Genomic DNA, 22,072 nt, shown 5'->3' with positions numbered 1-22,072 from the left:
ATTCCTCATGCCAAGTCTGAAGAAGACTCTATAATGGCATGAGTTTATTGACACAGTAAGACTAGACTCTTATCGTTGTCTGTTAGGTCTTGCGCCAAGCGGTCCCCTTTCCGCTTGGCGCTTTTCTTTTCAGTCCCCCGCCAGCTTGAAGAACCACCAGCTTGCACCCCTTCTTCTTCCCGGCCTTCACCGGGCGTAAGCGCATCGGCTCAGGCACCCAACGCACATCCTGCATGGTCCGCTCGGCCTCCGCTGCCGCGCCGTCCTTTTTCATGCCTTCCAGCAGTCGGAGGCCTTCGCGTCCACGGCCTCCGTGACGGCGGCGATCATGATGGGACACGCACTGAAAGCATAGGTATCAGCGCCCAAGCTTTCGCCAGCCATCGGTTACCGGCGATAATCGTTCCAACTAATCGAATCGAAAGGCGCAAACAGAATGGACAAGCAAGGCTTCACTACCGGCATCGTTCACGGCGATAGAAAGACGGGCACGGAACACGGCGGCGTTCATCAGCCGATTCACGCATCCGTCCAATATGGGTTCGACCGCGTCGAGGATCTGATAGGCGTGTTCCAGGGCACGAAGAAGGGCGGGTTCAACTACGCGCGGCAGGGCACGCCGACGACCGCCGCGCTCGAGCGAAAGATCACCAGCCTGGAAGAAGGTGTCGGCACAATCTGTTTCAGTACCGGCATGGCGGCGATCACGGCGACGTTTCTCACGCTCTTGCGCGCGGGGGACCATCTCGTATCGAGCCGTTACGTGTTCGGCAACACCAACAGCTTATTCGGGACATTGCGCACGCTCGGCGTCGAAGTGACGACCGTCGACGCATGTTCCGTCGAAGAGGTGAAGAACGCGATCCGCCCGAATACCCGCATGGTGTTCGTCGAAACCATCGCGAATCCGGGCACGCAGATTCCCGACTTGCATCGCATCGGCAGTGTATGCCGCGAGAATGGCATCGCGTATGTTGTCGATAACACGATTACCTCACCCGCACTTTTCAAGCCGAAGTCGGTCGGCGCAAGCCTCGTGATCAACTCGCTGACGAAGACTATCGCGGGCCATGGCGCCGCGCTTGGCGGAGCCGTGACCGATACAGGCCTGTTTGACTGGAGCGCGTATCCCAACATTGCTGACGAGTACCGGCGTTCGACGACAAAGGAACAGGGGCTCCTGCAGATCCGCAAGAAGGGCCTGCGCGACATGGGCGCGGCATTGTCGTCAGAGCAGGCGCACGCCATCTCGGTAGGGGCGGAAACGCTCGCCTTGCGTGTGAAGCAATGCAGCGAAAACGCGCTCGCGCTCGCGCATTTTCTGGAAGGGCACGAAGCCATCGGAAGGGTGCTTTATCCCGGCCTGAAGAGCCATCCGCAATACGGCATCGCGCAACAGCTGTTTAAGGGCGCATCGTGGCTCTTGTCGTTCGAACTGACTAACGCGGAGCGCATGATTGAAGTCGTCAACGCGCTGGAACTGCCGATCAAGGCGACCGGTCTCGGTGACACGCGCACGCTTATTATCCCTGTGGCACCGACGATCTTTTTCGAAGCCGGCCCAGAAACCCGCAAGGCAATGGGCATTTCCGACGGTATGCTGCGGCTGTCGGTAGGCATCGAGGACATTGACGACTTGATCGCCGACTTCTTGCAAGCGCTGAAGTTGGCGGCTTAACGTTCGGGCCCCAATATTGGGAACGAGGCCAGCGCCCTGCCTGCCCTAGTCTGTAGCGCATCCAGTTCCGCTACCTCGCCGCCAATGACCGTCTCCGTCCATGACCCGCCGCACGCGGCGGCCGGCCCGATGACCGGTCCAGGCTGATAGCAGCCGTTCATCAGAGACTGCTTTGTGTGCCCGAAGTGGGGGAAGTCAGGCTGGAAGAGGGCGACGGGTTTTGTCGCAATAGGCCTCCGGTAGAATGAGCCGGTATCGAACTCAGGCGAGGTTGGCAGTGGTGATGAACGCGGAGATTGCGAAGGTATTGAAGCGCCTGCACTATCCGCTGGAGGTGATGCTGACAGGTTATGTCGCAGTAAGCCAGTGAGGACGTGAAGAGCTCGCCGGGTTGATTGGGTTTATATTGCCAGCGAATAGAACTGCTCTGCAGCGGACGGACTGCTCCCTTCGGTGCATTGCATCTGGCCCTTGGAAATCATGTGCATCAGTTCGATGCCGCCCAGCAAGATGCGGGCGCAGCGGAAGTCCTTGAAGCCAAGCATGGGTCGAGTCTGGCGCTTGATGGCCCGATGGTCCTGCTCGACGACGTTGTTCAGGTACTTGACCTGGCGAATGGCGATGGGAGTTTCCCGTTCGGCGTTGAGGTCGTGCAGCGCCGCCAGGTTGGCCGGGCTGCCGTCGATGGTCACCGTGTCAGGCTGGCCGTGCTGCGCGATGGCCTTCTCGAAAAACCGCCGTGCTGCGGCCTTGTCACGCTGGGCGCGCAGCGGCGACAAAACCCGCGCAGTCATATCCACCGGTTATCGATCACTGAAAAACAACCATTTCCCCGCGCGTGGCCGCGTCGGCAGAATCCACTCACCTCTTCAACAACGCTCGGTCAAGGAGCCGATCCATGCAAAATAAGACTCGCAATATCTCCACCCTTATCGCCAGCGCCGTACTCTCCACCGTCGGCCTTGCCGGCATCGCCCACGCGGCTGACGCTTCGCCTTTTGCGGTCAAGCCGCTTGATCAGGGTTACCTCGTCGCCCAGGCCGATACGGGCAGCAAGATGAAGGAAGGCAAGTGCGGCGAGGGCAAGTGCGGGGCCAACAAGATGAAGGCTGCCGACAAGGCCAAGGACGGCACCTGCGGCGCGGACAAGAAGGCCAAGGATGGGACTTGTGGCGCAGAAAAGAAGGCTGCCGAGGGTAAGTGCGGCGCGGACAAGAACGCAGCGGATGCCAAGCACAAGGACGGCAGCTGCGGCGCCACCAAGTCGTAACTGTAAAGGTCTGAGAGCATGAACACGCAAGGTTGGCGCGGCGCAGGCCTGGGGTTGCGGCGCGAGCTGATTGCACCGCTGACCGAGTCTATTCCCGAGGCCGTAGATTTCCTGGAGATCGCCCCGGAAAACTGGATCGGTATCGGTGGTGCCAAAGGTCAAGCCTTGCGCAAGCTGGCCGAACAGGTGCCGATCGTTGCGCATGGTCTCTGCCTGAACCTTGGCGGCTTTGCCCCGCTGAACCAGGAGCTGGTCGCCGGCGTCGGCGTGCTGATGCGCGAACTACGCACGCCGTTCTATTCCGAACACCTGTCGTACTGCGCTGACGATGGCTGCCTGTATGATCTGATGCCGATCCCCTTCACTGCCGACGCGATCGAGCATGTCTCCCGACGTATCCGCCAGGTGCAGGACATGCTCGGCCAGCGCATCGGCGTGGAGAATGTTTCCTACTACGCGGCATCCCCGATCGACGAGATGGACGAAGCAACATTCCTGCGCGCCGTGGCCCAGGAGGCGGATTGCCTGATCCACCTTGACGTGAACAACGTCTTTGTCAACAGCGTCAACCACGGCATCGACCCCTACGCCTACATCTCATCGCTACCTTCCCAGCGCATTGCCTACTACCATGTCGCCGGGCATTCGCGGGAGAGCGAGACGCTAGTGATTGACACACACGGTACCGACGTCATCGACCCGGTGTGGGCGCTATTGGCGCATGCCTACACCTGTCACGGTGTGCGGCCCACTTTGCTGGAGCGCGACTTCAACCTTCCGCGTCTTTGTGATTTGCTGGTCGAAGTCGACCGGATCGCCAGCACGCAGGCCATTGCAGAAAGGATGACTCATGCACAGGCCGCCTGAGACCATCAAACCAGCGCAGGAACCCGTGTTTCAGCGCTATCAGCGCTTGTTCACGGCCTGCATTCGCCAGCCGCAAGCTGATTCTGGGCCTGCCGGAGTCGCTCCCGAGCGGCTGATGCTCTATCGCGAGCTGCTGTTGAATAACTTCTGCGGCTTCCTCGATGCCTGCTTTCCCGTGATCCAGCAGATGTTGGGGCAAGAGCGTTGGCGTGCCCTCTGTCTGAGGTTCTTCGCAGAACACCGTGCCGCCACGCCGTACTTTCATCAGATTGCCCAGGAATTTGTTCAGTGGTTATTCCAGGATGGACGGCAACGTTTGCCAGATGAGCCTGCCTATCTCGCGTATCTCGCACATTACGAGGCACTGGAATTGGCGGTACATACCCATCCGGATGGACAACCTCAATCCTTCTTGCCCAATCTTGGGCTAAACCCGACGCTGCGCCTGGCCTGCTACCCCTATCCAGTACATCGCATCGGCGCGGATGCCGAGCCTGTCACGGTTCAAACGACCCGACTGATGGTCTGGCGGGATGCAGACGACAATGTGTGCTTTGCCGAGACCAATCTCGTGACCTATACATTGCTCGAATTGCTACAGACATCCATGGGCAACCTGGGGGAAACGCTTGATCGTCTGGCCCAGGCGACCGAGGTTCGCCCCAGTCCCGCACAATTGCAGCACCTGCTAGAGGATCTCGTGGAACAAGGGATCGTTCTAGCCATGGATTAAGGCTTGGCCACCGCGCCCTTGGGGCTGGCGGGCACGCTAAGCAGCCAAATCCGCTGGCCACTGGAACGTCGACAGCGCTTCCACGAGGCTCGAGATGGCGTCGGTTTGGGGGCGTTCGGCCAGCGTGAGAATCTTGACTTCCCGCGCGAACGGGCAGTCCGCTGTGCGGATAAAGGCGATGCCTGCCTCGCGCGCCAGGGAGACCGGCATGTAGGCGATGCCAAAGTTCGCTCGCACCAGCAACTGGATCCAATCTTCCCGGGGACTGGCCTGTACGGTTTCAACCTCCACGTTGAAATCCCGCAGCGTCTTGTCAATGTAGTCGGAGTACTCGCAGTTCAACCGTTCGCAGTACGCTTCCCCCTTCAGGTCCTGGACCAAGACCTCGGACATTTGGGCGAAACGGTGTACCGGCCCGTGTGCGATTACGTAGTCCTCGCGAAAGAGGGCTGCTGCGCGAAAGCGCTTGGGATACTCATAGGGGGCTGCCATTACGGCGACATCAATCTCGTTCTTGTCGAGTGCATCCGTGAGCATTTCCATCGTGCCTTCCCGGAACTGCAGGTCCACCTTGGGCTGTGCCGCCTGGAATGCGAGGAAGCCGGGCAGGAGCACATTGAATGCGACCGAGCACATCACCCCCACGCGAATTACCACACGCTGCTCGCGCAGCAGGCGCCGTGCCTGCTCACGCGTCTGGTTGGCCGTTGTATAGATCTGCTGGAAGTTGGGAAGCATTGCCCGCCCGAGCTCCGTCATTTGCACGGCATTCTTAGTGCGATCGAAGAGCCGACCGCCAAGCAATTCCTCAAGCTTCTGGATCGCCTTGGTGAGCGCTGGCTGGGAGACGAAACATCGCTCCGCGGCGCGCGTGAAGTTCAGCGTCTCGCTCACGGCGAGGAAGTAGCGTATCTGGTAGATCTCCATGGCGGGCTTCCTAAGTGCTCAGCCAGTGAACATAACACGAAGCTATCGCGTGATGAAAAATGACGATTTCCTCGATCCCGGTCCACCCCTTACGATTTGGCCATCAACTATTTGCGTCCACCAAGATCTTTCCATGAAGAACGTGCTTGCACCGGCATTTCAACCGATTCAACAATTCCTGTCGGCGCTTGACGGTGTTGGCGCCTGGGTTGCCCCCCTTGTTCTGCGCGTGCTGCTTGCCGTCGAGTTCTGGGCGTCCGGTGTCGAGAAGTGGAACGGAAGCAACTGGTTCAGCGACGTCCAGGACCGGTTCCCGTTTCCTTTCAATCATGTGCCCCCTGACGTAAGCTGGTCGTTGGCCACAGGATTCGAGCTTGTGGGTGCGATCGCCCTGGTCATCGGGCTCGGTACCCGGTTCTTTAGCGTCTCACTAACCGTCCTCACCGTCGTCGCCATTGCAGCCGTGCACTGGCCGGATCAATGGCACAGCCTCTCCGAACTCGCCATGGGCTATGTCATCACCGACGATGGCCACGGCAACTACAAGCTGCCCCTGATCTATCTGGTGATGTTCCTGCCGCTGATTTTCCAGGGTGCCGGCAAGTTCAGCCTGGACTATTGGCTCCACCGCCGACTGCTGGCTACGCGCTGATTCCGGATGCGAAGGTCATCGACGATGGCCCGCTTGTCGACAATAGCTAGATGCCTCATGAAGCCAACCCTCCTGACATGCGGCCCATGGACCAAGGCGTGCCGTGTGCTCTTGCTCAGCGCCGCGGCACTGCTGATCTGCAGCAATTCGGCACTTGCCTCGTCAGGTTGTGCTCGCGGTTTCGCCCTACAGGTATTGGGCGCCGGTGGCCCGGTTCCGGAAGGTCATCGGGCCAGCAGCGGCTATCTGGTCTGGATCGATGGCCACAGCCGCGTGCTCGTGGACTCTGGGGGAGGCGTCTTCCTCCGCTTCGGCGAGGCAAAGGCCCGCATCGAAGACTTGGACCTGATCGCGCTCACACATTTTCATGCTGACCATGTCGCGGATCTTCCAGCCCTCGTCAAGGCTGGCTTTTTCTCGGAACGTTTGACCGCACTGCCTGTGAGCGGTCCGAGCGCAGGGGCTCCATTTCCCGGCCTGAAAACCTTCCTGTCGGCGGGATTCGCCGATCCCAATGGCGCGTTTGCCTATCTCGCGGGCGCACTCGACGGCACCGATGGCCTTTTCAAGCTGGAGCCTGCCGAAGTCGATGTTCACCGCGATAGTCCAGAGGTTGTGTTCAAGTCGCCGGGCCTCACCGTTTCCGCCGTGCCTGTCAGCCATGGACCGGTACCGGCACTTGGCTATCTGGTGCGCACGCCCACCCACACGATTGCCTCCAGCGGCGATCAAAATGGCGACAATCCGCCCTTCAGGGACATGATCAGGCATGCAGATATCCTCGTGATGCACATGGCCGTCCCGGAGGATGCCGACCCGGTGGCAGCCAGGCTGCATGTCCGGCCGAGCGTGATCGGCATCAAGGCCGAAGCCGCCCATGTCAAGCATCTTGTCCTCAGTCACTTGATGGCGCGCAGTCTTGTCGCGCTGCCGGACGATCTACGCCGCATTCGGCAGCACTATACGGGGCAGGTGAGCGTGGCAAGCGATCTGGACTGCTATTCGCCATAGCTATGTGGAATCGGCCAGCACCGGAGTTCTCACCTGACGTTGTTCCCACTACCTTTCATATGCTGATTCCTTCCCCAAAATGGCTGCGTGGCGACGACATCGCTGCATCGGAAATCACGCCGCAACACGTGTTCGCCACGCGTCGGCGCCTGCTGGCGATGGGCGCCGCAGGTAGCCTGGTATCGCCGTGGTTCGCGCAGCAGGCTTTCGCGCAGGGCACGCCCGGCAAGCTGCCCAGGCTGGCCGCAGCCGTGAATGGTTCGTACTTGGTGACGGAGAAGCGTACGCCCTACGAGGATGTCACGGCCTACAACAACTTCTACGAGTTCGGTACCGACAAGTCCGACCCGGCGCGGTACGCGGGCACGCTGCGGCCGCGCCCCTGGCAGGTTGCGGTGGAGGGGCTGATCAAGCAACCCAAGGTGTATGACCTCGACGAACTGCTCAAGCTCGCGCCGATGGAAGAACGCGTCTATCGGCTCCGTTGCGTGGAGGGCTGGTCGATGGTGATTCCCTGGATCGGTTATCCGTTGGCGGAGCTGATCAGGCGGGTCGAGCCGCAGCCCGGTGCGAAGTACGTCCAGTTCATTACGCTCGCCGACAAGAAACAGATGCCGGGCATCAGCAGCGGTGTACTGGACTGGCCCTACAGCGAAGGCCTGCGCATGGACGAGGCCATGCATCCGCTGGCGCTGCTGACGTTCGGGCTGTATGGGGAAGTGCTGCCGAACCAGAATGGCGCGCCAGTACGCGTGGTGGTGCCGTGGAAGTATGGCTTCAAGAGTGCGAAGTCGATCGTGAAGATCCGCTTCGTCGACAAGCAGCCGCCAACGAGCTGGAACATTGCCGCGCCGAACGAGTATGGCTTCTATTCGAACGTGAACCCCGACGTGGACCACCCCCGCTGGAGCCAGGCCACGGAACGGCGCATCGGCGAGGACAAGGGCAGTGGCGGCTTTTCGGCGCTGTTCGCGCCAAAGCGCAGGACCCTGCCGTTCAATGGCTACGGTGCCCAGGTGGCATCGCTCTACCAGGGCATGGATTTGAGGAAGTTCTTCTGATGGTGCAGCGTGATCTACCGGCAGCCGCGGTGCGAGCGCCAAGAAAGCCAGGCGGTGGAATTGCAAAACTCTCGCCCCAGCACGTACAGGCGGTGAAGCTCGCCGTCTGGTGCCTGGCGATGCTGCCGTTCGCACGCCTGATCTACCTCGGCGTCACGGCGCGGTTTGGCGCGAATCCGCTCGAGTTCGTCACCCGTTCCACTGGCACGTGGACGCTCGCAATACTGTGTGTGACGCTCGCGGTTACGCCACTGCGCCGCATCACCGGATGGATCTGGCTGATCCGGTTGCGTCGCATGCTGGGCCTGTTCGCATTCTTCTATGGCGTGCTGCATTTCCTGCTGTGGCTCGTAGTCGATCGCGGCTTTGACGTGGCCTACATAATCAAGGACATCGGCAAGCGGCCATTCATCACTGTGGGGTTCGTCGCATTCGTGCTGATGATTCCGCTGGCGGTCACGTCGACAAATGCAATGGTGCGCTGGCTTGGCGGCAAGCGCTGGCAGGTGCTGCATCGCGTAGTCTATGGCATTGCGGTGCTTGCCATCCTGCACTTCTGGTGGCACAAGGCCGGCAAGAACGACTTTGACGAGGTATCGATCTACGCAGCAGTGGTGTTTCTGCTGCTTGGAAGTCGTTTCTGGCGCAAGGCGCGTTCCAACGGATCCGGTATCAAGAGACAAGAATAATCAGAAAATTACATTTCCTCGAGTTGCAGGAGAATGGCTCCCCAGTGCGTGCGCTGGTACGTGGCGTATTCGCTGAGCCTGCGTGATCTGGAGGAAATGATGGCCGAACGCGGCCTCGCGGTCGATCATTAGACCGTGCACCGCTGGGTCATCAAGCTGTTGCCATTGTTCGAGAAAGCGTTTTGTCGCCACAAGCGCCCGGTCGGCAAGAGCTGGCGCATGGACGAAACCTACCTCAAGGTGCGCGGCAAATGGACGTACCTTTATCGCGCAGTGGACAAGGCCGGCAACACCGTCGACTTCTTGCTGCGCGCTCGCCGGGACAAGGCTGCTGCGCGGCGTTACTTTGAGAAAGCCATTGGCCAGAACGGCGCACCTGATATCGTGACCATCGACAAAAGTGGAGCCAACCTGGCCGCACTGCATGCGGTGAACGCGCAGCGTGAAACGCCGATCAGGATCCGTCAGCGCAAGTACCTGAACAACATTGTTGAGCAGGACCACCGGGCCATCAAACGGCGAACGCGGCCCATGCTCGGGTTCAAGAAATTCCGATGCGCACGCATCATCGTGGGTGGCATCGAGACCATGCACATGATCGCCAAGGGGCAGATGAACTGCCCCAATGGGACCCGTTTGTCCGCCGCACAGCAATTCTATTCCCTGGTTTCATAAACCAGCCCGCTTCACTTGCTGGCTTCGCCGCGCCGGCGTTATCGCGACAGAATCGTAAAAACCGAAGCACAGCAGGCGTTGCTGGCGCTACACCGGATGCGCCAGCAACTGGTGAAGTTGCGTACGATGCAAATCAACAGCCTGCGGGGGCTGTTGACAGAATACGGCGAAGCCCCATACTGCGACAGAGCCCTTCTGTCCCGATTATGTGCCTACCGCAGCGCGGCAGACTGCGCAGACCTGAACTCAACGATACAAACGCGCGCAACGGCATCACTCGTGTTGCTGACGGCCGGAAGCGCCAGCCACTGACTAACGTTCTGCCGGATGGCATCGGCGCGCTGCTGCTTGCGTCGGTAGGCGGCGCGTTTTTTAGACGGCAGCGTCGTAGGGTCGCGAAGCGGCGGGTTCACAGGAAGCTCGATGTTGCCGCAGGGCAGCGCGATGCCGCCGCACTCCATCCAGAAGCTCTCGTAGTCGGCATGAATTTCGCGCGGAGTGCTGCGCTGTCGGCCCACGTGATTTCGGCGCGAAACTGCAACAATGCGTCGGGCGCCGATCTGGGACGCGAAGGCCAGTAATGCCTCGGTCACGGCGTCCTTGGGCCGCAGGCCGTCTCCGGCCTTTGTGGATTCGCGGATCAGATCACGGCTGCGTTCACCGCGAGGCCCTTGAAGGCCGCCCACAAAGATCTCGGGTCCGTCCGCAGATGGCTTCAGGTAGAAGCTCAGCTGGACCAGGCAGGTCGCTGCCACGGTATCCAGCCAGTAGAACGCCAGCTCTCCCTCCTTTGGATTTGGCGCGGAATCGGCCAACCGCAGCAGATAGCGGCCGTCGTGTTGCATGGCGTCCAGCCCGCCGCCTACATATATGTGCTGGCAGATGTGGAGCGGCAGCGCGCCGCGCAGGATGGCGTAGTGCTGGCTCACGAGCCGCAGGCGCTCGACGAACCGCAGCCCCATCCAGCCCAACGGCCGAAATGGGCGCTCCAGTAGCGCCGGCCTGGCAATGACAGCGCGCTGCATTAGCGAGCACGCGGCAATGGAAGCCAACCATTGCCGCGCGTAGCGACCGTGTGCCAGCGAGCGGACCACAAACCTCAGACGCCGGCTCCAGCACTTTCGGCTGCCCGTCGGATGGCAGAATTTGGCCAAGGCGGCAAGCGAGATCAGGTAGCGGATGTAGCCAAGTGGATTAAACAGATGGATGCCCCGGTCGCTTGCTACCATCAACCACCGGACAAACGACAACGACTCATACACGACGTAGAAATCCCTAAATTAATGGCGACCGCAACCTCAATGTGCGTGGCCTCGCGCGTGGCGGATTGCTTCCCCAGGAGGGGCAGCACTTATTGTGCAAACTGCAACTTGTAAGAATTCGCAACGGATTGAAATATTTCAGAATGGCAAACGTCTGTCAAATCCGATGCCTGCGAATGATCAGATGGTGTCATTGAATACACGTCGACATGCTGATGCACATGGCCCGTGCCGCCCAGCGTATTGCGGTTGATGACTGTGCAGGCTGCACATCCAGCGTGCCGCCTGCATGGGTGAGGCCGGCCGTGTTGTCCAGCGCATTGGCGATGCGCAACGTGGCGTCGGCATTGGAAGCGACCTTGCCGCCTGCGTTGGCGAGGCTGTCGCCGGCGAGCGCCAGCGGTCCGCCCGCCACCACGGTGCCTCCGGTGTTGTCCAGCGTGGTTCCGGTCACGGTGACGGCGTGCTGGACGGAGATCGTGCCCGCCGCATTGTTCAGGGCGCCGGTGTTGAGGCTCATGGCCCCGTTGGCCACCGTCAGCCCGCCCTGACTGTTGTCGTAGGTCTGCCCGTGGGTATCGACTGCCAGGGTGCCGGTCGATTGAATGACGCCACTCTGGTTATTCACTGCCGCAGTTTAGATTTCCGTCACATTTCATGCGATGGCCCTGCGTATGATCAGCCAAGTTGTGAAAAATTCAGATTCTTCGGGTGGCATACCCATATTATCCTGTTCTGCGATAGTGCAGATAGGACTTACTGTAACTGTATCACTGGGTGGATGGATTAGCGGGGTCCAAATCCGTCTTCGAGCGCCAATCTTGATCCTGCCTATTTTTGTCTATTCATCATCATGAAGAAATCTCTTCTCTCGACGCTGGTTGTGTTCGGCTTGGGCCTGGCTTCGCAGTTTGCTGCCGCAGCTGACGGCAGCATAACCTTCAACGGTCAGGTCACCGCAAATACCTGCAATGTCGACGGCAACAGCACTGGTACGAAGGACTTCATCGTCACGCTGCCGACCGTGACGAGCGGCGTCTTGGGCAGTGCGGGCTCCACCGCAGGCCGCACGCCGTTCAACATCGTCCTGACCGGCTGCACTCCGAGCACGGGCACCGTGCACACCTTCTTTGAAGCGGGCCCGACGACCGATGCGTCGACCGGTAACCTGATCGTTACTGGTGGTGCGACCAATGTGCAAATGCAGTTGCTCAACGGCAATGATCTCTCTCCCATCAAGGCTGGATTTGCTGATGCGCAGCAGAACTCGCATTCGGTGGCTATTACTTCGGGTTCGGCCACACTGCCATACTTCGTCCAGTACTACGCCACGGGCGCGGCCGGCACCGGTCCGGCCAACTCCAGCGTGATGTACACCCTGAGCTACAACTAAATGGGATGCGGATGGCGGGATCTCCCCGTCATGCCATCCGCCCGCTCTGGATTCGGCCTTGTTTTCCCGATCGTGAAGAGGCAGTGAAGCTGGCGCGCCATGTTGGCTGCCAGCGAGGCACCCTAGCGCCTGTCGATTTCCGTCAAGACGCTGGTCAACCCGTGAGACCTTCGGCCCCGAGCGATTGCAGAGGGAGCTTGCACGGCGCGGGATCACGGAATGCAACGCGTTGCTCTACAGCCGGCATCGAACCCAGGCCCGTCTGGACTTTTATCCCCCGCTTTTACTCTGACAGAATAGCGGCCAGACCCTCCCTCAACCGTTGGCATACACGGTTCCCAACCGACCTCAGAATGCTCATGACCCCCACGCGGATGTCTCGATACGTCTGGACCACGGCCTTGCTGGTGCTCGGTCTGGTCGTTGCGCTGCGAGCCGAGGCCTCGGTGGTCATTGCCGGCACGCGCGTGATCTTCAACGCCAATGAGCGCGAGACCACCGTCAGGCTGAGCAACGAGGGAAAGCTGCCAGCGCTCACGCAGGTGTGGCTGGACAAGGGCGATCCCAAAGCAGCGCCGTCGGAGATTTCCGTGCCCTTTACCGTGACGCCGCCGGTGTCCCGCATCGACCCTGGCAAAGGCCAGACGCTGCGGATTTTCTATACCGGTGAGCCGCTGCCCAAGGACAAGGAATCGGTGTTCTGGCTCAACGTGCTGGAGATTCCGCCCGAGAGCAGTGCAGAGGCCAACAAGCTGCAACTGGCATTCCGCTCGCGCATCAAGCTGTTCTACCGGCCGACCGGGCTGGCCGGCACCGCGCAGGAGGCGCCGGCCAAGGTGGAATGGCGGCTGCTGCCTGGCGGCAAGCAGGTGCAGGTGCGCAACCCGACGCCGTACTTCGTCTCGTTCGCCGCCTTCGCGGTCGAGGGTGGGGGCAAGTCGGCGAAGTTCGATGACGGCGGCATGGTGAGGCCGGGAGACACGCAAGTGTTTGGGCTGAGCAACGCCGCGGGTCCCGCGCCGGACCTGAAGGTTCGCTACCACGCCATCAGCGACTTTGGCGGCGCCATTGACGGAGAAGCTGCACTCGCCGTGGCTCCGTAATTCCCATGGGCACCGGGACCACCAGGCCAATCCCATCGCCGGCGTAGGTAGCGGCTTGCCCGCTATTTCGTGTGATTTCCAATGCGTAAGCCATCTCCCACGCTCCCCGTGCGCCACCAGATCGGCCCGGCCGTCTGCCTGCTGGCTGCCAGTGCGACCGCCATGGCGGCTGACGGCGGGAGCTTGGCGGCTGAGGCGAAGTTCAGTGATATCTTCCTGCGCAAGGTGCCTGGCGAGCAGATTGACATCAGCCGTTTCAACCGGGGCAACGTGGCCCTCGTCGGCGACTACCGCGCCGACTTGTATGTCAATCAGACCTGGATCGGTCGCGGTGACGTGACGCTGCGCGCCGTCGATGGGAACGTCCGCAATGTCCAGCCGTGTTTTGACCGGGCGCTTCTCGAGCGCATGGGGGTGGATCTGACCAAACTCAAGCCGCAGGCCAGCGCACGCCTGGAGGGCACGGGGGCTTGCGTCGCGTTGCCGGAGATCATCGAAGATGCGACGGCCACCTTTGATAACGGCGAGCAGCGCCTGGACGTGAGCGTGCCGCAGGCGACCATGTTACGCCAGGCCCGCGGCTACGTGGATCCGAAGTACTGGGACGAAGGCATCAACGCCGCGCGTCTGCAGTACAACGCCAATGTGTATCACAGTGACAGCCAGGGCATGGCTTCGACCCAGGGTTACCTGGGCCTGGACGCCGGCGTGAACGTTGGCCCCTGGCGTTTTCATCATCGGGGCAACTTCACGCACGACCAGCAGACGGGCAACCGCTACCAGAGCGTGCAAACCAACCTGCAACGCTCGATCGTGCCGCTCAAGAGTCAGCTCGTGATTGGCGAGGCCTTTACCGACGGGGCCTTATTCGACAGCGTGGGCTTTCTCGGTGTGCAGCTGGCCAGTGATGACCGCATGTATCCGCAATCGCAACGGGGCTACGCGCCGACCGTGCGCGGCATCGCTCAGAGCAACGCCCAGGTGCAGATCCGCCAGAATGGCAACATCCTCTACGACACCACGGTCCCGGCCGGCCCGTTCGAGATCAATGACCTGTATCCGACTGGCTACGGCGGTGACCTGGAAGTCCGCGTCACCGAAGCCGACGGCAGCGTACACGTCTCGCGGGTGCCCTACGCAGCCGCGGTCAACGCGCTGCGACCCGGTGTCACGCGCTATAGCGTCACGGCGGGCCAATACCGCAATCCGGGCGTTCACACCTCGCCGCCCCTGCTGCAGGGCACGGTACAGCACGGTTTCACCAACCTCATCACCGGATACGCTGGGGTGGTCGCGTCGCCCCACTATGTCGCCGGGCTGTTGGGGGCGGCGCTGAACACCGACTATGGCGCCTTCGGTGCGGACATCACCCACGCCTCCACGTGGCTGGCCAATGAGCCCAGCCGCAGTGGCCAGAGCGTGCGGCTTTCCTACAGCAAGCTGGTGCAGCCGACCAACACCAACCTCACGCTGGCCGCTTACCGTTACTCCAGCGGTGGCTACCTGGGTCTGGCCGATGCCATGGCCCTGCGGGGCCTGGATGAACGCGGCATGGCCTTTGCCATGAGCGGCATCCAGCGCGGCCGGTTCCAGGTCACTGTCAACCAGGCCCTGGCCCAGGGCTATGGCAACTTCTATCTGTCGGGCTCGGTGCAGGACTACTGGAACCGCAATGGCCGCGATACCCAACTCCAGGCGGGCTACAACAACAGCTACATGCATATCAACTACGGCGTCTCGGTCTCACGCCAGTTCAACGTCACGGCCAACCGGTGGGACAACCGCGTGGGGCTCAACGTGGGCGTCCCGCTGGGCCAGAGTCCACGCGCGCCGTATTCGATGACAAGCCTGCAGCAGGATTCCTCGGGCAGCACCAGCCTGCAGGAAACGGTGACGGGCACGCTTGGCAGGGACAGCGCCGTGGCCTACGGTATCAACGTGGGCCGCAACAGTGGCAATGGGGCGGCCAGCACCAGCGTAGGCGGCAATGTGTCCTATGTGTCGCCGGTGACGACGCTCAGCGTCAGTGCGAGCAAGAGCAGCAACTACACGCAGGTGAGCGCGGGGCTGGCCGGCGGCATCGTGACGTACGCGGGGGCGTGGCCTTCACGCCGAGCCTGGGCGATACGGTGGCGGTCGTGGAGGCCAAGATGCGGCCGGCGCGCGGCTGACCAACGGCAGCGGGCTGCGCGTGGACCCCTGGGGCCACGCCGTGGTGTCGAACCTGACGCCGTTTTGGCGCAACCAGGTCGAGATTGATCCACAGGGATTGCCGATGAACGTGGAACTGAAGTCCACGATGCAACAGGTGGCGCCGACCGCTGGCGCGGTCGTGAAGCTGAGGTTCGACACGGAGAACGCCGGCCGCATGGCCATCCTCGAGGTCAAGCGTGCTGACGGCGAGCCGCTGCCGTTTGGGGCCGAGGTGCGTGACGCCAGTGGCCAAGCTGTGGGCACGGTGGCCCAGGGCGGGCGCATCATCGCGCGTGGGCTCAAGGCCGACAGCGGCACCCTCAGCGTGGCGCTCGGCGAGGACCCAGCCAAATCATGCCAACTGCGCTATCAACTGCCCGCCGACCCAAAGACGCAAAAGAACCTCATGGGCGTCGTCCGTGCCATCTGCCACGATGCGGCCCTGACCGCAACCGCCAATTGAGGCTTTCGACAATGTTTCAGACTATGCACTGGCTTGTGATTCTCGTTCGGACAGGCTTCCTGGCCGCCTTTCTAATGCTGGTGGCGCTTCCCGCATTTGCCTTATGCTCTAGTAGCGGTAACGGCTCGGCGATTATCAATCTACCCAGCCAACTGCCGACGAATGCGAATCCGGCTATCGGCACAATGCTTTACGACAGTGGCTGGGTCTCCGCAGATCCAAAAGTGATTCTCTACCTTTGCGTTGGTAGCCAAAGGGGACTGCGGCGCTAACCACAAGTCGTACTCTCGTTTCGGGAAACTCCGTTTACGCCACCAACATCCCCGGTATCGGCATCGCTGCATTCTTTACCGCAGACGGCAGCGGGACCACGACAGGCTCGTATGCCGTACCCCTGACCAATGGTGGAACCGTCGCGTCAGCTTCCTATTGCACCACCAACTGCGGTCCCATGGGGTGGTTCCGCGTGCAACTGGTGGTTACGGGGCCGATCACCGCAGGTTCCATGTCGTACTCTGGGGTGTATGGGACGGGCTACTGGTCCGGAAGCCGGGTTGGGACACTGACGCTCAATGGAACCACGACCACGGTCGCTCCCACCTGCACGGTGCAAACAACGGCGATTGCCGTCAACCTGCCGACCATCAGCGCAAACGCCCTTCAGTCCGTCGGTTCAACGGCTGGCAATACGCCGTTTAACATCGTCCTGAATTGCAGCGGCCCATCGCAGGTCGGGATATTGCTGACGGATGCCAACAACAATGGCAACGCGACGGCAAATCTGACGCTCCAGTCCGGGGGCGCGTCGGGCATCACGGTCCGCGTCCTTAGGAACAATAATCCCATTACCCTCGGACAGACCCCTTTTGTCACCGGCTCGGGAAGCCCGACCTCTACGCCCGTCACCAAGACGGTTGCATTGGGCACATCGCCTACGGGTACCTGGACGCTTCCATTTGTGGCTCAGTACATCCGCACTGGAACGGTGTCTCCGGGTGCCGTGGTTGCACGGGCGATCTTTACCATGACGTATCAGTAGGTGCAGCGGCACGGTCACGTTGGCGAAGTCAGGTCGTGCATAGGCGAGTTGGCCGCGCTGCGGAAGGCCATCCAAATCGACAAGGGCCAGGCCAGCAGCGCGTCCCGTCGGTAGCAAAGACCGCCAGCCTCGCGTATTCGTCCTTGCGCTGGCCTCTCGGCGCGAGATGGTCCCTCAGTCGCTGGTCCGCGGCGTGTCGGCAAACGTCTGCTCGACGAATAGCTGGCCCAGATCGGTCTTGGCGTAGGCGGCCGTAGTCTGCACCAAGGCATGCCCGAGTGGCGCCTGCGCGGCGGGCTCCATTACCTAGACCATCCATCACCAGAGGAACCATCCGTATATGACCGTGTTTCAGGGGAGCGGTGCGCTACTGGCGCTCATCGCGATTTTCGGCGTCATCAATCACCGCTTCATCAAGCTGCCCGACACGCTCGGCATCACTGCCGTCGGGCTCGTCGCCTGCCTGAGTCTCTCCATCCTGGGCTTCAACCACCCCGAAATGGTGAGCAACGCTCGTATGTTGATGGCCATGATCGATTTCTCCGACCTGGTCTTCCATGGTCTGCTCGGCTTGTTGCTGTTCGCCGGTGCCCTCCATGTCGACCTCACCCGCATGCGGCAGCAGCGGGGTGCGGTGATCCTGCTCGCCACCGTCGGCGTGGTGATTTCCACGATAGCCGTGGGCGGCGGTTTCTACTACGTGACACGGTGGCTCGGCCATCCCATCAGTCTGCTTTGGTGTATGGTGTTCGGCGCCCTGATTTCGCCGACGGACCCGATTGCGGTGCTCAGCGTGCTCAAGAAGGCGGGTGCGGCGGAAAGCCTGGAGACTAAGATTGCGGGAGAATCGCTGTTCAACGACGGAACGGCCGTGGTTGCCTTCCTCACGTTGGTCGGCCTGGCCACCGGCGCTTCTGACTTTTCGGCCTCCCACGTGGCGACAGCCCTCGTACGCGAGGTGCTGGGCGCGCTGGCGCTCGGTGCGGCGCTGGGCTACGGTGCCTCGTTGATGCTGCGCGGCATCGATAGCTATCCGGTGGAAATCCTGATCACGTTGGCGCTGGCTACGGGCGGCTACGCTTTGGCCGAACTGGCGCACGTATCGGCGCCGCTGTCGGTGGTGATCATGGGGCTCGTGATCGGCAACCATGGCGTCACCACCTCGATGTCCGAGAAGACGCGGGAGCATTTGTTCAACTTTTGGGGCTTGCTGGACGAGTTGCTCAACCTGGTGCTGTTTGGCCTGATCGGGCTGGAGATCATCGCGCTGTCGCTGCATTTACATATCATCTGGCTGGGGCTGGCGGCCATCCCGGTGGTGCTGCTGGCACGTGGCGTCAGCGTGGCAGTTCCGCTGCTGGCCTTGCAGAACTTCCGCCGTCTCAATCCGCATTCGGCCACTATCATGACGTGGGGCGGGCTGCGCGGTGGCATTTCGATTGCGCTGGCACTGTCCCTGCCAGACTTCCACGGCCGCGAAATGCTGGTCGGTGTGACCTACCTGGTGGTCGTGTTCAGCCTGCTGATACAAGCCACCACGCTGGGTCGGCTGGTCAGACATCTGAGCGGAACACCTGCCAAATGACAGCCTGTCCGCGTTTTTCAGCTTTCCACCTTTCCCGTTGCAGAGCGTGGGGTTTTGTCGCAGTAAGAAAGACCAGCCGGCAAGAAGCCGGCATTGATGCTGGCTTATGTTGCGAGGGAATAGAATTGCTGTGCAGCGGACGCAGCGGCCCCACCGGGACGCTGCATCTGCTCCTTGGCGATCATATGCATCAACTCGATGCCACCCAGGAGAATGGTCGCGCAGCGAAAGGCTTTAAACCCGAGCATCGGTCGGGTGATGCGCTTGATGGCCCGATGGTCCTGCTCGACGACGTTGTTCAGGTACTTGACCTGGCGAATGGCGATGGGAGTTTCCCGTTCGGCGTTGAGGTCGTGCAGCGCCGCCAGGTTGGCCGGGCTGCCGTCGATGGTCACCGTGTCAGGCTGGCCGTGCTGCGCGATGGCCTTCTCGAAAAACCGCCGTGCTGCGGCCTTGTCACGCTGGGCGCGCAGCAGGAAGTCGATGGTATGGCCCGCCTTGTCGACCGCCCGGTACAGGTACTTCCGCTGGTTCTGTCGCGATAACGCCGGCGCGGCGAAGCCAGCAAGTGAAGCGGGCTGGTTTATGAAACCAGGGAATAGAATTGCTGTGCGGCGGACAAACGGGTCCCATTGGGGCAGTTCATCTGCCCCTTGGCGATCATGTGCATGGTCTCGATGCCACCCACGATGATGCGTGCGCATCGGAATTTCTTGAACCCGAGCATGGGCCGCGTTCGCCGTTTGATGGCCCGGTGGTCCTGCTCAACAATGTTGTTCAGGTACTTGCGCTGACGGATCCTGATCGGCGTTTCACGCTGCGCGTTCACCGCATGCAGTGCGGCCAGGTTGGCTCCACTTTTGTCGATGGTCACGATATCAGGTGCGCCGTTCTGGCCAATGGCTTTCTCAAAGTAACGCCGCGCAGCAGCCTTGTCCCGGCGAGCGCGCAGCAAGAAGTCGACGGTGTTGCCGGCCTTGTCCACTGCGCGATAAAGGTACGTCCATTTGCCGCGCACCTTGAAGGTTTCGTCCATGCGCCAGCTCTTGCCGACCGGGCGCTTGTGGCGACAAAACGCTTTCTCGAACAATGGCAACAGCTTGATGACCCAGCGGTGCACGGTCGAATGATCGACCGCGAGGCCGCGTTCGGCCATCATTTCCTCCAGATCACGCAGGCTCAGCGAATACGCCACGTACCAGCGCACGCACAGCAAGATCACGTCCAACGGGTAGTGCAGGCGCTTGAGCACCTTGGTTAGGCCCGCGGGCAAGGTCTTGCGGGGTGTCTTCGTCGGCTTCGTCATCAAGGTGCTTCCAGCATTTCTGGCCGACGATTCTACCCCTCCCGCCTTATCGCGACAGAGCCGGTGGCTGTTCTCGGCGCGATTGTTCACGCGAGCGGCAGCCTTCACGAACACGTGCTTGACGCCGGCCAGCGCCGGGATGTCGGCCTTTGCGGCCGGATAGCTGCGCAGCTGGTCGGTGACGATCTGGCGCGGCGCTGGGCAGGAACGCAGCACGCGCAGGAAGAAGCGTTTGGCCGCGGCCTTGTCGCGCCGCTTCTGCAGCAGGATGTCGAGTTCGGCGCCATGCTCGTCGACCGCCCGCCATAGCAGGTAGGGTTCGCCGCGCAGCGTCACGAACATCTCGTCGAGATGCCAGGTGGTCCCCGGCTTGCGCCGTGCGGCTTTCACACGATGCGCGAACCCCGCGCCGAACTTATCGCACCAGCGGCGAATTGTCTCGTAGGTCACGACGACACCGCGCTCGAACAGCAGTTCCTCGATATCGCGCAGGCTCAGGTTGAACCTGAAATACCAGCGCACCGCGCAGCTGATGATGACGGCGGGGAAACGGTGACCGCGATAGGGCGATTTCTTCTTCATCGCGCCATCTTACGCGATTCCCAATCGCCAACGTGACACCCATTAGCCGACCCGAGTCAAGGGACAACACTACCCCGTCGTTGGGTGCAGGGGTGATGCAGCAGTACATCACCCCTGCACCCAACGAAACATTCGGCAATCACTACCGTGCTGCTCTTGGAGCGAAATCGCGCCCATGTTTTCGTTTGGTTGGCTGCGAACTGAATCGCGCCAGACACCCATCGGGATCAAGCTGGCTGCGCCAATATCCGCAGCCGCCCTGGCGGCGCTGACCGCCCCAGAAAACCATCGGTGCCAGACCGTGTCCAAAGGCGTGTTTACAATGCCTTGGCTATCGCACGCGACGCCAGTCTTTAGGTGGCTCACGGCCTGGGCGATTCAATCATCCGCAAACAGTCGGTCGGCGCAGGGGGAGCGTCCAATCAAAGCCCTGGTTGCAGGCCAGTCACGTTACTGGCTCGCCCAGCTTGCGCCGAACCATCAAACAAAGCATCGGTTCACATCGAATGGCTGCTGCTCGCGCAGCATGTAGTAACAGGCGCGCGCTAGTTTGTGGGCCACGGCCTTGAGCGCGACAAACCGGTTCGTGGCGCGAAGCTTGCGTTCATAGAAGCGCCGCGCCGGTAAGCATTGGCGCAAGGTGAAATTGGCCGCCTCGACGAAGGCCCACGCGAGATACGCATTGCCGTTGCGGGTGTTGCCTTCGCCTTTCTTCTTGCCATTACTTTGCCGTGCGCTGTCCACGCAGCGGCAATACGAACTGAATTTGCCGACCTCCGCAAACCGCGTTGGCGTTCCGGTCTCCAGCATGATGGTGGTGGCCAGCGTTTCACCGATCCCGGGCACGGTCTTCAGCAGAAGATACTCGGCTCGTAGTTTGACGCATTCGGTTAGCCGTTTCTCGAGGATGGCAATCTGTTGTTGCAACGCGTCGCTGATCGCAAGATTTGCCTTGACCGCGAGTGCGACGTCCGCCGGCAGGCCGATCGCGTCCACTTGCTCGGTGGTCATGCGCTTGACCGTGCGACTGCTCATTGACTTGCCCGTATGGCGCGCGAAGAGATTCTCGATCGCCAGAATCTGGGCGGTTCGGCACCGGACTAGCTGGATCCGCTTGCGAGCCAAGTCGCGTGCAGCCCGCTGCTCGCGTGGATAGATGTAACCTTCAGGCAATAGCCCCAGACGTAGCAACTGCGCCAGATAGGCGGCATCGGCCGCGTCTCCGCTATGCTTCAATCCTTCGTACCGCTTGATCGCTGCGACGTGCGCCAGATGAACCTGGTAGCCGGCATCCATTAACCCATCCACCAGCCAGTACCAGTTGTAGGTCGATTCCACCACGACGCCAACCAGCTCATCCTGGTGGGCAGCAAGGGCCGACAGGATCTGCTCCAGATCATTGGGCAGACGCCGTTGTAGCACGATACGATCCTCCACATCGCTGACCACCACCACACTGTTATTCGAGTGCAGGTCTATTCCGCAGTACTTCATGTCGGCCTCCGTCAGGTCAAAGTGCACGTCCCACCTTGACTCTAACCTCACCACTTCTCAAGGCGAGGCCACGACCGGCTATATGATTA

The 22,072-nt window shown here is 61.1% G+C and carries 19 protein-coding genes and 5 pseudogenes; 16 read left to right on the top strand and 8 right to left on the bottom strand.

What is annotated here, in order from left to right:
- Nucleotides 1-436: 436 nt before the first annotated feature.
- Nucleotides 437-1,678: a cystathionine gamma-synthase family protein gene (locus AC5WJ1_RS29555; protein ID WP_494477042.1), complete on the top strand. Its 1,242-nt coding sequence runs from the start codon at nt 437-439 to the stop codon at nt 1,676-1,678.
- Nucleotides 1,679-2,079: 401 nt separating this feature from the next.
- Here the strand turns inward: AC5WJ1_RS29555 and AC5WJ1_RS29550 are convergent.
- Nucleotides 2,080-2,448: pseudogene (locus tag AC5WJ1_RS29550) on the bottom strand (IS6 family transposase); the annotation flags it as partial.
- A gap of 128 nt (nt 2,449-2,576) precedes the next feature.
- Between AC5WJ1_RS29550 and AC5WJ1_RS29545 the strand changes: the two are divergent.
- Genes AC5WJ1_RS29545 through AC5WJ1_RS29535 form a run of 3 tightly spaced genes read left to right on the top strand, consistent with a single transcriptional unit; the run spans nt 2,577 to nt 4,548 of the window.
- A complete protein-coding gene (locus tag AC5WJ1_RS29545; protein WP_494477041.1) occupies nt 2,577-2,948 on the top strand; it encodes an HvfA family oxazolone/thioamide-modified RiPP metallophore in 372 nt (123 codons plus the stop codon).
- 18 nt (nt 2,949-2,966) lie between these two features.
- On the top strand, nt 2,967-3,815 hold the full coding sequence (locus tag AC5WJ1_RS29540; protein WP_494477040.1) for an HvfB family MNIO-type RiPP peptide maturase: 849 nt from the start codon (nt 2,967-2,969) through the stop codon (nt 3,813-3,815).
- Between the two features lie 25 nt (nt 3,816-3,840).
- On the top strand, nt 3,841-4,548 hold the full coding sequence (locus AC5WJ1_RS29535) for an HvfC family RiPP maturation protein (protein WP_494477039.1): 708 nt from the start codon (nt 3,841-3,843) through the stop codon (nt 4,546-4,548).
- A 36-nt stretch (nt 4,549-4,584) separates the two neighbouring features.
- On the opposite strand, the gene AC5WJ1_RS29530 is transcribed toward AC5WJ1_RS29535, so the two are convergent.
- Nucleotides 4,585-5,475, bottom strand: a complete 891-nt coding sequence (locus AC5WJ1_RS29530; protein ID WP_494477038.1) for a LysR family transcriptional regulator — start codon at nt 5,473-5,475, stop codon at nt 4,585-4,587.
- Between the two features lie 133 nt (nt 5,476-5,608).
- Between AC5WJ1_RS29530 and AC5WJ1_RS29525 the strand changes: the two genes are divergently transcribed.
- The 6 genes and pseudogenes from AC5WJ1_RS29525 to AC5WJ1_RS29500 all read left to right on the top strand — a co-directional run.
- The gene (locus tag AC5WJ1_RS29525) at nt 5,609-6,127 is read left to right on the top strand and encodes an HvfX family Cu-binding RiPP maturation protein (RefSeq protein WP_494477037.1); all 519 of its coding nucleotides are present in this window, start codon (nt 5,609-5,611) and stop codon (nt 6,125-6,127) included.
- A 57-nt stretch (nt 6,128-6,184) separates the two neighbouring features.
- A complete protein-coding gene (locus AC5WJ1_RS29520; protein WP_494477036.1) occupies nt 6,185-7,138 on the top strand; it encodes an MBL fold metallo-hydrolase in 954 nt (317 codons plus the stop codon).
- 59 nt (nt 7,139-7,197) lie between these two features.
- Nucleotides 7,198-8,199, top strand: a complete 1,002-nt coding sequence (msrP, locus tag AC5WJ1_RS29515; RefSeq protein ID WP_494477035.1) for a protein-methionine-sulfoxide reductase catalytic subunit MsrP — start codon at nt 7,198-7,200, stop codon at nt 8,197-8,199.
- On the top strand, nt 8,199-8,888 hold the full coding sequence (gene msrQ / locus AC5WJ1_RS29510; RefSeq protein ID WP_494477034.1) for a protein-methionine-sulfoxide reductase heme-binding subunit MsrQ: 690 nt from the start codon (nt 8,199-8,201) through the stop codon (nt 8,886-8,888). Before msrP ends, msrQ begins: the two co-directional genes overlap by 1 nt.
- A gap of 33 nt (nt 8,889-8,921) precedes the next feature.
- Nucleotides 8,922-9,563: pseudogene (locus AC5WJ1_RS29505) on the top strand (IS6 family transposase).
- Nucleotides 9,564-9,617: 54 nt separating this feature from the next.
- Nucleotides 9,618-9,767 (top strand): annotated as a pseudogene (locus tag AC5WJ1_RS29500) (IS110 family transposase); the annotation flags it as partial.
- An 8-nt stretch (nt 9,768-9,775) separates the two neighbouring features.
- Here AC5WJ1_RS29500 and AC5WJ1_RS29495 read toward each other — a convergent pair.
- Together AC5WJ1_RS29495 and AC5WJ1_RS29490 are read right to left on the bottom strand one after the other, a co-directional pair.
- Nucleotides 9,776-10,792 carry a DUF535 family protein gene (locus AC5WJ1_RS29495; protein ID WP_494477033.1) on the bottom strand — a complete coding sequence of 339 codons (1,017 nt, stop codon included), beginning with the start codon at nt 10,790-10,792 and terminating at the stop codon, nt 9,776-9,778.
- A gap of 223 nt (nt 10,793-11,015) precedes the next feature.
- Nucleotides 11,016-11,453: a hypothetical protein gene (locus tag AC5WJ1_RS29490; protein ID WP_494477032.1), complete on the bottom strand. Its 438-nt coding sequence runs from the start codon at nt 11,451-11,453 to the stop codon at nt 11,016-11,018.
- Between the two features lie 225 nt (nt 11,454-11,678).
- On the opposite strand from AC5WJ1_RS29490, the gene AC5WJ1_RS29485 reads away from it, so the two are divergent.
- From AC5WJ1_RS29485 to AC5WJ1_RS29460, 6 genes are all read left to right on the top strand, one after another.
- Nucleotides 11,679-12,218 carry a fimbrial protein gene (locus AC5WJ1_RS29485; RefSeq protein ID WP_494477031.1) on the top strand — a complete coding sequence of 180 codons (540 nt, stop codon included), beginning with the start codon at nt 11,679-11,681 and terminating at the stop codon, nt 12,216-12,218.
- Between the two features lie 374 nt (nt 12,219-12,592).
- Complete coding sequence (locus AC5WJ1_RS29480) at nt 12,593-13,321, top strand: fimbria/pilus periplasmic chaperone (RefSeq protein WP_494477030.1); 729 nt, start codon at nt 12,593-12,595, stop codon at nt 13,319-13,321.
- 108 nt (nt 13,322-13,429) lie between these two features.
- Nucleotides 13,430-15,580 (top strand): fimbria/pilus outer membrane usher protein, encoded by a 2,151-nt coding sequence (locus AC5WJ1_RS29475; RefSeq protein WP_494477029.1) that lies wholly within the window; start codon nt 13,430-13,432, stop codon nt 15,578-15,580.
- Nucleotides 15,513-15,977 carry a FimD/PapC C-terminal domain-containing protein gene (locus AC5WJ1_RS29470; protein WP_494477028.1) on the top strand — a complete coding sequence of 155 codons (465 nt, stop codon included), beginning with the start codon at nt 15,513-15,515 and terminating at the stop codon, nt 15,975-15,977. The genes AC5WJ1_RS29475 and AC5WJ1_RS29470 overlap by 68 nt, the downstream gene beginning before the upstream one ends.
- A 451-nt stretch (nt 15,978-16,428) precedes the next feature.
- Nucleotides 16,429-17,016: a fimbrial protein gene (locus AC5WJ1_RS29465; RefSeq protein ID WP_494477027.1), complete on the top strand. Its 588-nt coding sequence runs from the start codon at nt 16,429-16,431 to the stop codon at nt 17,014-17,016.
- Between the two features lie 340 nt (nt 17,017-17,356).
- Nucleotides 17,357-18,601: a cation:proton antiporter gene (locus AC5WJ1_RS29460; RefSeq protein ID WP_494477026.1), complete on the top strand. Its 1,245-nt coding sequence runs from the start codon at nt 17,357-17,359 to the stop codon at nt 18,599-18,601.
- A gap of 104 nt (nt 18,602-18,705) precedes the next feature.
- Here the strand turns inward: AC5WJ1_RS29460 and AC5WJ1_RS29455 are convergent.
- From AC5WJ1_RS29455 to AC5WJ1_RS29440, 4 genes and pseudogenes are all read right to left on the bottom strand, one after another.
- Nucleotides 18,706-19,137: pseudogene (locus AC5WJ1_RS29455) on the bottom strand (IS6 family transposase); the annotation flags it as partial.
- Between the two features lie 47 nt (nt 19,138-19,184).
- Nucleotides 19,185-19,907 carry an IS6 family transposase gene (locus AC5WJ1_RS29450; RefSeq protein ID WP_494477395.1) on the bottom strand — a complete coding sequence of 241 codons (723 nt, stop codon included), beginning with the start codon at nt 19,905-19,907 and terminating at the stop codon, nt 19,185-19,187.
- Nucleotides 19,908-19,952: 45 nt separating this feature from the next.
- Nucleotides 19,953-20,489: pseudogene (locus tag AC5WJ1_RS29445) on the bottom strand (IS6 family transposase); the annotation flags it as partial.
- Between the two features lie 480 nt (nt 20,490-20,969).
- Nucleotides 20,970-21,983, bottom strand: coding sequence for an IS110 family RNA-guided transposase (locus tag AC5WJ1_RS29440; RefSeq protein ID WP_435385428.1), 1,014 nt, complete (start codon nt 21,981-21,983; stop codon nt 20,970-20,972).
- Nucleotides 21,984-22,072 lie beyond the last annotated feature (89 nt).

The sequence above is a fragment of the Cupriavidus sp. MEYA8 genome (assembly GCF_059278825.1).
The sequence above is the reverse complement of the archived record's forward strand: the minus strand, read 5'-3'. Positions and strand labels throughout refer to the sequence as shown.

Coding starts and splice junctions, on each gene's coding strand:
- msrP (WP_494477035.1), top strand. CDS start 7,198: ATGCTGATTCCTTCCCCAAAATGGCTGCGTGGCGACGACATCGCTGCA.
- AC5WJ1_RS29545 (WP_494477041.1), top strand. CDS start 2,577: ATGCAAAATAAGACTCGCAATATCTCCACCCTTATCGCCAGCGCCGTA.
- AC5WJ1_RS29540 (WP_494477040.1), top strand. CDS start 2,967: ATGAACACGCAAGGTTGGCGCGGCGCAGGCCTGGGGTTGCGGCGCGAG.
- AC5WJ1_RS29460 (WP_494477026.1), top strand. CDS start 17,357: ATGACCGTGTTTCAGGGGAGCGGTGCGCTACTGGCGCTCATCGCGATT.
- AC5WJ1_RS29520 (WP_494477036.1), top strand. CDS start 6,185: ATGAAGCCAACCCTCCTGACATGCGGCCCATGGACCAAGGCGTGCCGT.
- AC5WJ1_RS29465 (WP_494477027.1), top strand. CDS start 16,429: ATGGGGTGGTTCCGCGTGCAACTGGTGGTTACGGGGCCGATCACCGCA.
- AC5WJ1_RS29530 (WP_494477038.1), bottom strand. CDS start 5,475: ATGGAGATCTACCAGATACGCTACTTCCTCGCCGTGAGCGAGACGCTG.
- AC5WJ1_RS29495 (WP_494477033.1), bottom strand. CDS start 10,792: ATGGTAGCAAGCGACCGGGGCATCCATCTGTTTAATCCACTTGGCTAC.
- AC5WJ1_RS29440 (WP_435385428.1), bottom strand. CDS start 21,983: ATGAAGTACTGCGGAATAGACCTGCACTCGAATAACAGTGTGGTGGTG.
- AC5WJ1_RS29480 (WP_494477030.1), top strand. CDS start 12,593: ATGTCTCGATACGTCTGGACCACGGCCTTGCTGGTGCTCGGTCTGGTC.
- AC5WJ1_RS29525 (WP_494477037.1), top strand. CDS start 5,609: ATGAAGAACGTGCTTGCACCGGCATTTCAACCGATTCAACAATTCCTG.
- msrQ (WP_494477034.1), top strand. CDS start 8,199: ATGGTGCAGCGTGATCTACCGGCAGCCGCGGTGCGAGCGCCAAGAAAG.
- AC5WJ1_RS29485 (WP_494477031.1), top strand. CDS start 11,679: ATGAAGAAATCTCTTCTCTCGACGCTGGTTGTGTTCGGCTTGGGCCTG.
- AC5WJ1_RS29555 (WP_494477042.1), top strand. CDS start 437: ATGGACAAGCAAGGCTTCACTACCGGCATCGTTCACGGCGATAGAAAG.
- AC5WJ1_RS29450 (WP_494477395.1), bottom strand. CDS start 19,907: ATGACGAAGCCGACGAAGACACCCCGCAAGACCTTGCCCGCGGGCCTA.